At 30.4% G+C, this 14,882-nt stretch carries 14 protein-coding genes and 1 pseudogene; 6 read left to right on the top strand and 9 right to left on the bottom strand.

The genetic code is table 11. The features are described from left to right. Positions 1-7 precede the first annotated feature (7 nt). Entirely contained in the window at positions 8-586 is a 579-nt protein-coding gene (locus tag V2W16_RS05165; protein ID WP_329382566.1) for an epoxyqueuosine reductase QueH, read from the bottom strand. 77 nt (positions 587-663) lie between these two features. Here V2W16_RS05165 and V2W16_RS05170 point away from each other — a divergent pair, with 77 nt between their 5' ends. Further along, positions 664-993: a hypothetical protein gene (locus tag V2W16_RS05170; protein ID WP_329382569.1), complete on the top strand. Its 330-nt coding sequence runs from the start codon at positions 664-666 to the stop codon at positions 991-993. An 86-nt stretch (positions 994-1,079) separates the two neighbouring features. Here V2W16_RS05170 and fusA read toward each other — a convergent pair whose 3' ends face one another. From fusA to V2W16_RS05210, 8 genes are all read right to left on the bottom strand, one after another. Next, the gene (gene fusA / locus V2W16_RS05175) at positions 1,080-3,167 is read right to left on the bottom strand and encodes an elongation factor G (RefSeq protein ID WP_329382572.1); all 2,088 of its coding nucleotides are present in this window, start codon (positions 3,165-3,167) and stop codon (positions 1,080-1,082) included. A 97-nt stretch (positions 3,168-3,264) separates the two neighbouring features. Continuing rightward, positions 3,265-3,684, bottom strand: a complete 420-nt coding sequence (locus V2W16_RS05180) for a hypothetical protein (protein WP_329382576.1) — start codon at positions 3,682-3,684, stop codon at positions 3,265-3,267. Positions 3,685-3,700: 16 nt separating this feature from the next. Continuing rightward, positions 3,701-4,063: a hypothetical protein gene (locus V2W16_RS05185; RefSeq protein WP_138267976.1), complete on the bottom strand. Its 363-nt coding sequence runs from the start codon at positions 4,061-4,063 to the stop codon at positions 3,701-3,703. 110 nt (positions 4,064-4,173) lie between these two features. Then, positions 4,174-5,460, bottom strand: coding sequence for a branched-chain amino acid transport system II carrier protein (gene brnQ, locus V2W16_RS05190; protein WP_329382579.1), 1,287 nt, complete (start codon positions 5,458-5,460; stop codon positions 4,174-4,176). 99 nt (positions 5,461-5,559) lie between these two features. Further along, on the bottom strand, positions 5,560-5,802 hold the full coding sequence (rpsR, locus tag V2W16_RS05195) for a 30S ribosomal protein S18 (protein WP_305883224.1): 243 nt from the start codon (positions 5,800-5,802) through the stop codon (positions 5,560-5,562). A 32-nt stretch (positions 5,803-5,834) separates the two neighbouring features. Then, positions 5,835-6,260: a single-stranded DNA-binding protein gene (locus V2W16_RS05200; RefSeq protein ID WP_138267979.1), complete on the bottom strand. Its 426-nt coding sequence runs from the start codon at positions 6,258-6,260 to the stop codon at positions 5,835-5,837. 13 nt (positions 6,261-6,273) lie between these two features. Then, the gene (gene rpsF / locus V2W16_RS05205) at positions 6,274-6,561 is read right to left on the bottom strand and encodes a 30S ribosomal protein S6 (protein ID WP_329382584.1); all 288 of its coding nucleotides are present in this window, start codon (positions 6,559-6,561) and stop codon (positions 6,274-6,276) included. 153 nt (positions 6,562-6,714) lie between these two features. Continuing rightward, positions 6,715-8,028, bottom strand: coding sequence for an LCP family protein (locus V2W16_RS05210; protein ID WP_329382587.1), 1,314 nt, complete (start codon positions 8,026-8,028; stop codon positions 6,715-6,717). Positions 8,029-8,359: 331 nt separating this feature from the next. On the opposite strand from V2W16_RS05210, the gene tilS reads away from it, so the two are divergent. From tilS to V2W16_RS05235, 5 genes and pseudogenes are all read left to right on the top strand, one after another. Continuing rightward, complete coding sequence (tilS, locus tag V2W16_RS05215; protein ID WP_329382590.1) at positions 8,360-9,739, top strand: tRNA lysidine(34) synthetase TilS; 1,380 nt, start codon at positions 8,360-8,362, stop codon at positions 9,737-9,739. A 4-nt stretch (positions 9,740-9,743) separates the two neighbouring features. Further along, positions 9,744-10,277, top strand: a complete 534-nt coding sequence (gene hpt, locus V2W16_RS05220; RefSeq protein WP_329382593.1) for a hypoxanthine phosphoribosyltransferase — start codon at positions 9,744-9,746, stop codon at positions 10,275-10,277. Positions 10,278-10,371: 94 nt separating this feature from the next. Then, the gene (ftsH, locus tag V2W16_RS05225) at positions 10,372-12,252 is read left to right on the top strand and encodes an ATP-dependent zinc metalloprotease FtsH (RefSeq protein ID WP_171020542.1); all 1,881 of its coding nucleotides are present in this window, start codon (positions 10,372-10,374) and stop codon (positions 12,250-12,252) included. After that, positions 12,245-12,637, top strand: a complete 393-nt coding sequence (locus V2W16_RS05230) for a thioesterase family protein (RefSeq protein WP_329382596.1) — start codon at positions 12,245-12,247, stop codon at positions 12,635-12,637. The genes ftsH and V2W16_RS05230 overlap by 8 nt, the downstream gene beginning before the upstream one ends. Before the next feature lie 220 nt (positions 12,638-12,857). After that, positions 12,858-14,882, top strand: a pseudogene (locus V2W16_RS05235) (hypothetical protein); the annotation flags it as partial.

Below are 14,882 nucleotides of genomic sequence, written 5' to 3' on the forward strand. Positions count from 1 at the left end.
TGTCTTTTTACTTATTTTCTTGTGATTCCTTTTGTTTATTAATAAGTTCTCTTCTTCTCTTTTTAGAAAATCTTTCTTCTTCGCTAAAAATACATCCACAGTAGTTTTGTCTGTATAAACCGAGGCTTATGGCTTTTTCTTGCCCTTCATTAAAATATGGTCTAAAATCTCTATATAGAAATTCAACATTATATTTTTTTGCTGCAGCTTTTGCAATAGAGCAAATTAAATTATGGTCTTGAAAAGGACTAATTAAAAGAGTTGTAGAAAATGCGTCAAATCCGTTTTCTTTTGCGTATCTTGCTGTTTCAAAAAGACGCATATTATAGCATACACCACATCTGTTATCAAAATTAGGGTAAATATTATCAATAAACTCTCTAAGTCCATATTCGTTTTCTATAATAAGTTTTATATTAATGCTTTCAGTGTAATCAATAAGTGTTTTTTTTCTTTTTTTATATTCATTAAAAGGATGAATATTTGGATTATACCAAAAACAAGTTGGTTCTATATTTTCTTTTCTAAGTGTATCAATGCACATTATTGAGCATGGGGCACAACATGAATGTAATAATACTTTCAAAATAAATCTCCTTTATGTATAATAATATATTATAAAAATAAAATAAATTAATTGCAACAAGATAGGAGAATAATAATATGGAAAATGTAATAGCTTTAGGGATTGTTTTAATTGTAGTTTTAATATTTGTTATAATTGGAATTTCAATGATTAATACAAAAGATAAACCTATACAGTATTTATCAAATACAAAAAAACTACCAAATGTAAAAAATATAAGAGGATATAATAAGGCTATTGGTAAAATATTTATTATTTTTGCTTTGCTTCTTTTACCTATTTTATCACCTATAGTTTTATTTTCTCAAAATTCAAAGTATTCGTTTTTATCAATTTTATTAATGCCCTTTTGGGTGATAGGACTTATTATTTCTTGTGTATTTACGGAAGGGAAATATAAAAAATAAATTAGATATTATAATAGATTTTATGTGTATTAATGTTATAAAAAAAGAAACATCTAATATTTAGATGTTTCTTTTTATTTTAAATATTATTTTTTAGCTTCTTTTCTTGCATTCGCTTCTTCAATTATTTTAGCGCTTGCCATTTGAGGAACTTCATCATATCTTTCATATTCCATTGTGAAAGACCCTCTTGCTTGAGTCATTGAGCGAAGTTCTGTTGCGTACTTAAACATTTCTCCTAAAGGAACTTCAGCAGTAATCATTGTTTTGCCATTTCCTACAGGATCCATTCCAAGAACTCTACCTCTCTTCTTATTTAAGTCTCCCATTACATCTCCTGTGTTATCATCAGGAATTGTAATTTCAACTTTATAAATAGGTTCAAGAAGTACAGGATCAGCAGATGCCATACCTTGTTTATAAGCTATGCTTGCAGCCATTTTAAAGCTCATTTCGTCTGAATCTACAGGATGGAATTTTCCGTCAAACAATGTAGCTTTAAGACCAACAACAGGATATCCTGCTAGAACACCATGTTCTATACATTCTCTTAATCCTTTTTCTACAGCAGGAATGAAGTTTCTTGGAACTGCACCGCCTACGACAGCATCTACAAATACTAAATCATCTTCAAGATTATATGTAGGTTCAAAATCAATGTTTACAACACCAAATTGACCTCTACCACCTGATTGTTTTTTATGTTTACCTTCAGCAGTTGCTTTTTTCTTTATTGTTTCTCTGTAAGGTATAATAGGTGGAGTTAATACAACTTCTATGCCAAATTTATTTTTAAGTTTTTCTTTAACAACTTCAAGATGTGTTTCTCCCATACCGTAAAGTACGTTTTGGTGTGTTTCATCATCTCTTTTAACAACAATTGTTGGGTCTTCTTCTCTTAGTTTATTAAGACCTGTTGAAAGTTTATCTTCATCTCCTCTTGATTTAGGTTCAATACCTGTAAAGATAATAGATTGAGGGAAGTTAATTGGGTTAAACTTAATATGGTCTTTAGGATCGCATAGAGTATCTGATGTTTTAGTATATGCAAGTTTTGCAAGTGCACCGATATCTCCAGGATGCATTTCCATAACTTCTTCTTGCTTTTTACCTATTAATGTATATACTTTTGCGATTTTTTCTTTTTTATCTTGTGTTGTGTTATTTAATTCCATACCAGGTTTTAAAATACCACTTTTAACTTTGAATAAAGAAAGTTTTCCAACAAATGGGTCAGCAATTGTTTTAAATACGAAAGCACTAAGTGGAGCATCATCTTCGTAATGTCTTTGTGCTTCTTTACCATCTTGGTCAACTTTTGCAGCTTTTGCTTCTATTGGTGTTGGGAAGTTATATACAATTGCATCTAAGAATTTATCGATAGCTATATCATTTAAAGCACTTACGCAAAATACTGGTATAAGTTCCTCGTTTGCTATTGCTGTTTTAACACCTGAATGTAATTCTGCCTCTGTTAACGTTCCGTCTTCATCTTCAAAATATTTTTCCATTAATTCTTCATCTGTTGTTGCAGCAATTTCAAAAATAATGTCTTTATATTTTGTTGATTTTTCAATTGTAGAGTCAGGTACATCCGTAATTGTCATTTTGCCTTTTTCGTATGTATAAGCCTTATTATCAAAAATATCAGCTACGCTGTTAAAACCAACTCCTTCGTTGATAGGGATTTGGAATGGAACAATCTTAGGTCCTGTAAGGGCTCTTAATTCTTCCATAACTTTATGTGTATCTACATTTTCTCTGTCTAGTTTATTGATTACAAAGGCAATTGGTATTCCTCTTTCAACAGCCATTTCATAGGCTTTTTCTGTTCCTACTTGAACTCCGCTTACAGCGTCAACTACTATTACTGCAGTATCAGCAACTCTTAGAGCTGAGCATTGTTCTCCTATGTAATCAAAATATCCCGGAATATCTAGAACATTAATTTTAACGCCACCGTGTTCTATAGGGATAAGTGATGTAGATATGGAACTATGTTTACTTTGTTCGCACGAATCATAATCTGAAATTGTTGTTCCATCTTCTGTTTTTCCAAGTCTTTCTATTAGACCTGCTTTAAGAGCCATAGCCTCTGCAAGCAAGGTCTTACCTGAGCCTCCATGGCCAAGTAGTGCAATGTTTCTTATGTCCTTGGTTTTATACGTTTTCATTTGTCTTTCTCCTTTTGCTTTTATTTTTGATGATAATATTCAAAAAGGCCGCAGCAATCTCACGAGATTATTTAGCTACAACCTTATGTCAACGATATTATTTACTTTTTCTTTTTTTTCTTTTTTTCATGTGGAAAAAATCCTTAACAACCATTACAGCAAACATTACGTTTTTTGCGGTGGAATAATATTGTTTTATTTTCATCGTACTATGCATTATTCCATTTGGATCATCAAGCGGTGTTTTAAGTGCTGTTTCAATTCCTTTTACAGAGTTATTTACTTTGTTTGTCAGCTCCTTTGCATCGCTTGTTATTCCCTCAACATTTTCAATTATTGAATTAATTTTGTTTGTATTTGCACTGGTAACTGTTTGCACGTCTCTTAGTACATCGTTAAGTTTAGTCATTGTTTTTGATAGTTTGCTAACGGTTACAATTAAATATAAAATTAATACGACCAAAACAACGCACACAATTATTAAGGCTATATCTAAGGGACTAAGGTTTATAATCATTTAATTTTATTCTCCATTATAAAAGTTCTTCGTCAAATTTTAATTCGAAATCATCAAGATTTTCTTTTTTAGTTTCTTCTTTAGCTTCTTGAACCATATCTTTTAAGTCATCGATTTGTTCATCTGCATAATTTGCAACATCATCAATTCTTTCTTTAGCTGTGTTTAAAGCTAAATCAGCACTTGCTTTTGCTTGTTTAGAAAGTTTTTCTGCTTTTTCAAGTGAATGTTGCGCAAATGTGCAAAGTTCATCTTTTGCAATATAATAATTATCAATGGCAATATCCATTAATTCTTCTTTGTTGTCGTAAGCATATTTTGCAGCTATACCTGCAGCTATTCCAACTATTAATCCTGCTAAAAATTTTCCGTTTGACATAATCTCCATCCTCCTTAATACATCTAATAATATATTATCACATTTTATACAAAAAATACATAGAAAATTAACTCTAAATTTTTTATGATAAATTTTTCCTTTTAAACTTACTAAAACTTATATTTTTTTATCTTATTTATTGCTAAACTCAATATAAAAGCAATAAGCGTTGGCACTATCCATGCAAAACCTATATCATAAAAAGGTAAATTTTTGCTTAAGCCTGAAAATAAAGGTATGTTTATTAAAATACTTATTATTAAACATACTGATATTGTAAGTGGATATACAATATTATTGTTACTTATTTTCTTATTTATACATGCAAGTATAATTAATACAATTGATACAGGGTATAAAATATTAAGTACGGGAACCGAATATTTTAAAATTGGTGTAAGACCTATTATTGAGATTAAGAAAGAAACAAGAGCAAAAATTATAACCCAGCTTCTATAACTAAGCTTCGGAAATGTTTCATTAAAATAAGTTCCGCAGCAGCTAAAAAGTCCTATGCAAGTATTTAAACATGCTATAACAAATATCATTGCAAGAATGATTAATCCTGCCTTACCGTAAATTAAAGAAACTACATAAGTTAAAGTTTGAGCTCCGTTTTCTGTCATTTGCCCACTTATTCCCGTAAAAAGTCCCGTTATTCCAAGTATAAAATATATGATTAAAAGAAATATTCCTGCTAAAAATCCAGCTTTAATCGTATATTTTGTAACTTTGTTACTATCTTTTATTCCTTTTTCGATTATATTCATTGAAATAATCATGCCGAAGTTTAATGCCGCAAGGGTGTCCATTGTTTGATATCCATCAATAAGACCTTTTACATATGAAAGATTTTTATATGTATCTGTTGGCTGCGTTATATTGCCAAACAAAGTAAAACATGCACCTATAAAAACTATAAAAATTAGAAAGAGCAGGCAAGGTGTAAGTTTTTTACCTAAATATTCCGTTAGTTTTTCCGGTTTTTGTGCAATAATGCCTGCAATTAGGAAAAAAATAAAGGAATAAATTATACTTGGTATAATGCTGTTTACATTAAAAAAAGGTAAGACAGCCATTTCAAATGAAGTACTTGCCGTTCTTGGAATTGCAAGGCAAGGTCCTATTGCAAGGTATAGAACTAGAATAAAAACAAAAGAAAAAACAGGATGAACCCTATTTGTTAATTGTTTTAATCCTCCTGATTTTGTGACTGCATAAACTGCCAGTACAGGAAGCCCTATTGCACTTAGAACAAACCCAATAAAAGCAGGTAGAAAATTTGTCCCTGCGTTTGTTCCAAGGTATGGTGGAAATATTAAATTCCCTGCTCCGAAAAACATTGAAAATAATGTAAGTCCTATTAATATTGTGTCTTTTTTATTTAATTTGTCCATGTTAAATTCCTTTTTTTATTTGTAAGGGTTATTTTATCATAATATAATGATTTTGTAAAAATAAAAAAAGCATACCCAAAGGTATGCTTAATTTTTTAATTATTCAGCTGTGTATGGTAATAAAGCAGCATTTCTTGCAATATTAACAGCTTGAGTAACACCTCTTTGATGTTTTGCACAAGTTCCTGTTACTCTTCTAGGTAAAATTTTGTATCTTTCAGATACATATTTCTTTAAAACTTTTGTATCTTTATAATCAATGTGTTCAATTTTGTTTTCACAGAAGTAGCAAACTTTTTTTCTTCTTCTGAAACCGCCATTAGAACCACCTTGTCTTTGCATAGCCATAGCTTTTCTCCTTTTTTAATATTTAATTAAAATGGCATATCGTCATCATCCATTTCACTGAATCCATCCATAGGAACACCGAATTCATTGTCAGGTGATGAGAAATTATTGTTATTTCTGCTCATGCCGTCATTTTTAGAACCTAAAAATGTAACTTCTTCGGCAACAACTTCCGTAACATATCTTTTTGAGCCATCATTGGCATCATAACTTCTTGTTTGAATTCTACCAGCAACGGCTGTTTGTCTGCCTTTGCTTAAGTATTGTCCGCAAAGTTCTGCGGTTTTCCCCCATGCAACGATAGGGATGAAGTCTGTGCCTCTTTCTCCGTCTCTTGATTTAAATGTTCTATCAACTGCTAACGTAAATGTGCTAACACTTGAACCTGAAGATAAAACTCTTGTTTCAGGATCTCTTGTTAGACGACCGATTAATACTACTTTGTTTAGCATTTTATTCTCCTAATTAATATCTTTTAACGATAATGTCTCTTAAGATATCTTCTGTAATTCTGAATGTATGATTTAATTCATCTAAGCAAGATTTTTCAGCTTCAAAATTAATTAATGTGTAATATCCATCACGGTATTTGTTTTTAATTTTGTAAGCAAGTTTTCTCATGCCCCATTCTTCAACTTCTTCAACGTTTCCACCGTTGTTTTTGATTACGTTTTGAATTCTTTCTATTATTCCTTTGATTTCTTCTTCAGTCATGTCAGGTCTAATAGCGAAAAGTGTTTCATATTTTTTCATATCTTTCACCTCCTTGTGGACTTATGGGGAAAACTTCTTGTTTTCCCAAGGATGCGACTTTTCGTCACAGTTCACTAATTATAGCATTATAAAAGGTTTTTTGTAAAGTTATTTTTATAAAAAAAATCAAAAAAGAGCAGATAATCTGCTCTTTTATTTAGTATAAACCTGTGAATCTATTGCATATTTTGTTACATACATAGTTTTTTCTTCATAAGAACTGTTTCTTTCTTCTACTGTAGGTGAAACTGTATAGTCACTTCCATAAATTAATTTATGAAGATATTCTACATTTGATTTAAGTGTATCAAATACAAGGCACCATGCTCCGTTTATTGTTGCTGATTTTACTATATTTTCATCAGTAAGGGATTGTGATTTTGGACCTTCTTCGCTTTTAAAGTATGCTCTTAATATTGGCCACATGTCATTTGGCTCAAGGGATGTTGTAATATATGGAAGAACTGATTCCAATGCTTTTTTCTGAGTTAATAAATTACTGCTTTTAAGTTTTTCATATATTTTATTCATTACTATTCTTTGTCTTGCAGTTCTTTGGTAATCTCCGTTTCCTGCGTATCTTATTCTACAATATGATAAAGCTTGTTTCCCGTCAAGAACTTGTTCTCCTGCAGTTGTAAGTTCTTTTGAAGGGGTTCCTCCAAGAAGAGTATTATTTTCTCTTATAAATTTATTTAAGTTTTCTATTTCATCTTCTTTTACATCCAAAGTAATTCCGCCTAAAGCGTCAACAATATCCGCAACGGCTTCAAAGTTTACTTCAACATAATCAGTTATGTTTAAATCAAAGTTTTCGTTTAATGTCTTAACAGTCATTAGTGGGCCGCCGTAAGAGTGGGCAGCGTTGATTTTATCAAAACCATAGTCTTGTCCGTCTGTTTGTGCAATTTGAATATAAGAGTCTCTTAGTATTGATGTAAGAGAGATTTCTCCTGTTTTTGTGTTAACGGAGCATATCATTAAAGAGTCTGTTCTTCCGCTTTCTTCTCCTCTTGAGTCTACACCAAATAAAGCATAATTTTTAATATATTTACTCTGTGATCCATAATAGTCTTCCACATAAGAAGAAATTCCTAGTTCTTCATTGCTTGTAGGGAAATCTACAGTATTCATCTTAGCAAATATTTGATTTACTTGATAATATGCAAAAGCTGCACCTACTATTAAGAATACTAAAATGAATATAGCAATTTTTTTAAGTCTTCTTTTCCATTTCTTTTGTGGTTTTTTTCTTCTTTTTCTTCTTTTTTGGTCAACAGGAATTCTGTTTTTTGGATCATTATTTCTATTGGTTGTTTTTCTTTGTTTCCTTTTAGGACGGCTTGGTCTTTTTTTGTTGTGGCTTCTTTGTTCCTTATCTCTTATTTTTCTAAGTTCACCCAAAGCTTCGTTCTCATCAATTTTGATGATTTCGCCGTCAGCTCTTTTTACTACAATTTTACCCATTATAAACCTCAGCTCATTATAAATATTGTAAATATTTTAACGTAATAATATTACGAAAATATTATGACCTAATTAATTTTTTATTAAGAAAAAAGTTTCTCGAATTTAATATTCTAACAAAAAAATTGTTAATTTCAATAATATAATACTTTTTTAATCATAATATAATAAAGTTTTTTATAAATATATTTATAATACATATTGTTTAAAATAATTTGTAAATAAATATCTTAAATTATATTTTTTTTAAGTATAGCATAAAAATTTATAATAGCATAATATTTATTGATTTAACCTTGATAATTAGGGAGTACTTGTTTAAAATACTAATATGGAATTATCTAAGAGAATAGAAAACAAAGTAAAACAATTTATCATTGATAACAATTTAATAAACAAAAATGAAAGAGTAATGATTGCGTTGTCAGGTGGAAGTGATTCCGTCTGTCTTTTTCATATTTTAAATAAACTTAAATTATCTTTGTCTTTTGAACTTTTTGCTTTTCATTTGAATCATAATATTAGAAAAGAAGCCAAAGATGATGAAATGTTTGTTAAAAAATTATGTGGTGATTATGGCGTAACATTATTTTTAAAGAGTATAGATATTCCAAGTATTCAAAAGGAAGAAAATTTAGGACTCGAAGAATTAAGCAGAAATATTCGTTATAATTTAATAAATGAGATTTCTAGAGAAAATAAAATAGACAAAACCGCAACTGCACATCATTTGCTTGACCATAGTGAAAGCATCATTTTAAACATGGTAAGAGGAAGCGGTATAAGAGGACTTAGAGGTATTGGAGTAAAAAACGGTAATATAATAAGACCTATGCTTATTTTATCAAAAGATGAAATTCTTTCTTATATTGAAGATAATAAACTATCATATGTAACGGATAAAACGAATTTTGATACAGACTATAGCAGAAACAATATAAGGCATAATGTTTTACCACACTTAAAAGAAATAAACAATAAAGCCTTTATGCATTTTTTTGAGCTCTCTTTAGTTGCTGAAGAAATTGAAGAACTTCTTAATGAACTTAGCAGTAACGTAAAAATTTATCATGATAACAATGTTGTTTATGTTTATGTAAATGAATTTGAAAAGTTAAATAGAGCCGTAAAAAAACAGGTATTGTTTAATATGTTAAGGTCAATAAAGGTTACAAAAGATATAAGCAGTAAACATGTTAATAAAATTATAGAACTTATACAAAAAAATAAAACTACATTTGATCTTAATATATCAAATGATATAGTTGTTAAGAGAAGATATGAAAAACTTTATTTTGAATATAAAATAAAAGAAAATAACATACAAAATAAAAAAATAAATATTAAGGTTGATAATTTAGATAATTTTAAAGCACAAATAAATAATTACAGAATTAATTTAAAAAAAATTAAATTTTTAGAAAAAAATACTGAAGATAAATACGTTGATTATGATAAAATAAAAAATAACCTTATTATAAGAACAAGAAAAGAGGGAGATGTGTTTTATCCTTTTGGATTAGAGGGGAGTAAGAAATTAAAAAAATATTTCATAGATAAGAAAATTCCAAGAGAAAAAAGGGATGAAATTCCTCTTTTAGTTGACGGAGAAAATATAGTTGCTGTAATAGGATACGAAGTAAGTGACAAATATAAGGCAGATAAAAATACAAAAAATATATTAAACATACATTATAATATTGAGAGGTAAAAAAATGAAAGAAGATATCAAAAAAGTTTTAATTACAGAAGAAGAAATTAAAGCAAAGGTAGAAGAACTTGGAAAAGTTTTAACAGAAGATTATAAAGACAAAAACCCACTTGTAATTTGTGTTTTAAGAGGGGCTGTTATGTTCTTAAGTGATTTACTAAGAGAAATAGATACTTTTGTTGATATGGACTTTATGGCTGTATCAAGTTATGAAGGAACAAGTTCTTCGGGAGTTGTAAATATCGTAAAAGACTTAACAACAAACATTGAAGGAAGAGATATTCTTATAGTTGAAGATATTTTAGATACAGGAAGAACTTTGGATTACTTAATAAGAATTCTAAAAGAAAGAAAGCCAAAGAGTATAAAAGTATGCTCTTTACTTATTAAAAAAGGAAGAGAAGAAATAAAAGTTCCTGTTGACTACTATGGATTCTATATTCCAAATGAATTTGTTGTAGGTTATGGACTTGACTACAACGATAAATACAGAAACTTAAAATATATCGGAATTTTAAAAGAAGAGATATATTCTTAAAAAGGGTTAATATCTGCTTAAATTATTGTTAATAATGAATAAGTATGATAAAATATAAAAATTAATTTAAAAGGAAAGGATTGGAGCAGAAAATTTGAACAATAAAAAATTTAGAACCATAATTATATATGTTGTGCTTATATTTGGCGTATATTTTCTTATAAGCATGGTCACAGGTTCTGTAAATCCGCTTTCAAATGCAAAAGTGGAAAAGGCTTCATACAGTAAGCTTGTTCAGAATTTAGAGGCCGATAACGTAAAAAGCATAACCATAAACAGAAATAAACAAAGTGCCGAAACTACATTAAAAAGCGGTGATACAATTTTAGTATCAAATGTTGCTTTATCTGAATTAGACAGTCTATTAACAGACTATATCAAAGCAAATCCGGGAGAAATCGATGTTAATTATGAAATATCAAATTCAACAGGTTGGACCAATATTTTAATGGTTCTTGTATCTCTTGGATTAATGGGCTTTTTAATTTTTGTTTTCTTCTCTCAACAAGGCGGGGGCGGAAGCAAAGTTATGTCTTTCGGTAAGAGTAAAGCAAAATTATATACAAAAAGCGATAAACAATATACATTTGATGATGTCGCAGGTGCAGATGAAGAAAAAGAAGAACTTGCAGAAGTTGTTGACTTTTTAAGATCACCAAAAAGATACATTGATTTGGGAGCGAGAATTCCAAAAGGTGTTCTTCTTGTAGGACCTCCTGGAACGGGTAAAACATTACTTGCAAAAGCAACTGCAGGGGAAGCAAAAGTTCCGTTCTTTAGCATAAGCGGTTCTGATTTTGTTGAAATGTTTGTAGGTGTTGGTGCCAGCAGAGTAAGAGATTTATTTGAAACAGCAAAGAAAAATGCACCATGTATTGTATTCATAGACGAAATTGATGCCGTTGGACGTCACAGAGGTGCCGGACTTGGCGGTGGTAATGATGAAAGAGAACAAACTCTTAACCAACTATTGGTTGAAATGGACGGATTCTCAAATCAAGAAGGAATAATCATAATAGCAGCGACAAATAGAGCTGATATATTAGACCCTGCTATACTTAGACCTGGAAGATTTGACAGACAAATTCTTGTAGCTCCTCCTGATGTAAAAGGTAGAGAAGATATCTTAAAAGTTCATGCAAAAGGCAAACCATTAGAAGATGATATTGATTTAAGCATTATTGCAAAAAGCACTGCCGGATTTACAGGTGCAGACCTTGAAAATGTAATGAATGAAGCAAGTTTGCTTGCTGCAAGAAAAAGAGAAAAGAAAGTTTCTATGAAAGACATAGAAGAAGCTATAAAAAGAGTTATTGCAGGACCCGAAAAGAAAAGTAAGGTTATTACTGATGAAGATAAAAAAATTACAGCTGCCCATGAAGCTGGTCATGCAATTGTAATGAAGAGTCTTCCTCAATGTGATGAAGTAAGAGAAATTTCAATCATTCCAAGAGGAATGGCTGCAGGGTATACAATTTCGCTTCCTGACAATGATAATTCTCATATGCCAAAAGGTAAACTTCTTGATATGATTTGCGGTTTACTTGGTGGTAGAGCGGCAGAAGAAGTTATGCTTGATGATATTTGCACAGGTGCTTCAAATGATATTGAAAGAGCAAGTAAAATTGCAAGAAGCATGGTAACCGAATGGGGTATGTCAGATTTACTTGGACCTTTATGCTTAGGCAGCGGACAAGATGATGTATTTATCGGAAGAGACTTCTTAAGAAGTAAAAACTACGGAGAAGAAGTTGCCAGTGCAATAGATAAAGAAGTAAGAGACATTATAAACGAATGCCATGAAAAAGCTATTAATATTTTAGCTGAAAATAAAGATAAGCTTGAACTTATCACAAACGAATTAATCAAAAAAGAAACTCTAACCGGAGAAGAATTTGCAAGTTTATTTGAAACAGGAAAATATCCGGGAGAAGAAGAAAAAAACAATGAAGAAGAGGACAATATAAATGAATAAAGAATTAACTGTCGGATTAAAAAATGAAAGAGAAATGGTTGTAAAAGAAGAACATCTTGCATGTTCAAAAGGAAGTGGAGCCGCAAAGGTTTTTTCAACTCCTGATTTACTTTTACTTATGGAAGGAACTTGCTTTAAACTTGCAGAAGGATATCTGAGTGAAGAGGAATCGACTGTTGGAACTTTAGCAAACTTTAAACATCTTGCCGCAACACCACTTGGAATGAAAGTAAGATGTGAATGTGAGCTTATAGAAATTGACAGAAGAAGACTTGTATTTAACGTTGTAGCTTTTGATGAAAAAGAAAAAGTAGGTGAAGGAATTCACGAAAGATTTATTATAAATAAAGAAAAATTTGAAGCTAAAGCTGAAAGTAAAAAATAAAAAAAGGGCATACGAATATTCGTATGCTTTTTTTTTATTAAAATTAAGAAAATAATGTAAAATATTGTAAAATATTGTTAATTATGATATACTTGAATTGCCTGTATAAATATTATTTATAAGAAATAATTATATGAAATGTATATAGGGGGGAGAATTATACTTATGTGCATTTTAAATAAATAATGTTTTGAGGGAATATATTTAGGAGGATAGTCAATTGAAAAACAAGAATGGCATAATTAGTAAAATTGAAAAAGGCATAATATTTGTTATGGTTCTTTCATTCTTTTTTTCATCTATTTTATCTGTTAATGTTGTAAAAGCAAGTGAAGTAAATTCACAAATAAACAACTCAGAAAATGTTACGGATAATGTTGATACAAATGAGAATGACGAATTGACAAATGAAGAAGAAAAAAATGATATTGACAATCAAGAAAGTAATAATGACGAAATTATTTCAAACGATGATTCATTAAATGAAGAAAATGAAGCTACAAAAACAAATGAGGACACTAAAACAAATGAGAGTGCAAAACCAAGTAAAGCGCCTTTAGCAAAAAGTGTTGATACAGGTGATTTTACTGTTGAAGGTGGAACAATCGATAAAGATTATTCATTTAGTGACGGTGTTCTTACCATTTTAACAAGCACACAACTTACAATAAAGAATACAAATATAGCTACAGCAACATCAAATAGAATTGTTGTTCCTGAAGATGTAAGTGCAAATTTAATTTTTGCGGGAGTAAATATAAAAGCAACAACAAATGCTCCTTTTACATTGACTCCTGATAGTAATAATGATGGTGAAGGTGCAAGTGCAAGTATTATTATTGCAGATGGAACAGAGAATACATTAGTTTCAGCTGCATCATCTTATCCAGGATTAAGATGTGGTAAAACAACAAGCTTAACTATAGATGACGGAGTAGTTAACAAAGATATAAACGGAAATGAAATAGTACCAGAACTTGGAAGAGTACCTAATGATGTTACATTATTAAATGGAACAAAACTTAAAAAAGGTGATAGACTTACTAAATTAGACAGCTCAAATGTAGGGACTTTAAATGTAACAGGTTCAACTTACGCTGCCGGTATTGGTGGCGGTAATGGTGAAGATGGTGGAAATATCACTATTAATGGTGGTCTTATTACAGCTTCTTCATCAGGAACAGGAGACAGTTTAGCGAATGCTGGTGCAGGTATCGGTGGAGGTAACTATGCTGCCGGCGGTAATATTACAATAAATAGTGGTATCATTACAGCTAATGGAGCATATCATGCAGCCGGAGTAGGTGGTGGATATTGTACATCTGCTTCTATTTCTCCTGTTAATATTTCTCCTGCCGTAGTTGATAAAGGTACAGGTAAAGCAAAGAGTGGTAATATTACAATTAATGGTGGATTAACATATTCAAACGGCGGTACTCATGGTGATGCTTTTGGTGATGGATGTTATACATATACTACAAGTGAAAAATACACTATACTAGTTACTGGTGGAACAGTTATTCCGAAAGCAGGAAGTGGAAGATTCGATTTAGGTGGAACTCAGGCTGATGTTATCGTTCTTGGAGGCTCTTTAAAAGCAAGTAAATTTAAGAGTATAGAAGGTTCAGTTGCATATGGTGATATGGATAAAACAACAAAAGTATTCATGACAGAAATATCACTAAAAAGCTTTGGGATTGATAAAGTAGGAACAACATTAGTTGATGATATTGATATGAAAATCAACGGTGTTCATTATAATTATGGTGTTCCTTCTTATACAGACAGTGAAGGGAATTTATATTTCTGGTTACCTGATACAAACAAAGGAGCAGAAGTAAGTGTTGATTTAGATGTTTTGGATAAACAAACAGGAGAAGCAATAAAAACAGATACATTTTTTGCTAAAGATGTAGGGACAGGTTCTAATGTTCATCTAAAACAATATGTAATATTTAATGTAGACCAAAAATTAGACGATTCGTTGATTAAGAAAAGATATGATGGTCTTGGTTTAAATGATAGTGAAATTAAAGCTCAAGTAGCAGCTATGGAAATAGAAACAACTCTTCCTGAAGGTGGTAAATTAACCAATGCTTCAAAAATGGAAATATCTTCACAGCTTTTAGAAGATGATGGAGAAACGGTGGCAGATGATGCGGAAATAGTTCAAGGAAGTAACCCGAATGCAGGGAAATATCAATTAATCATAACATCAACAGAATATGCGGATTTAACAACAGAT

Origin of the sequence: Anaerofustis butyriciformans, assembly GCF_036289385.1 — a bacterium.
Taxonomy (GTDB): domain Bacteria; phylum Bacillota; class Clostridia; order Eubacteriales; family Anaerofustaceae; genus Anaerofustis; species Anaerofustis butyriciformans.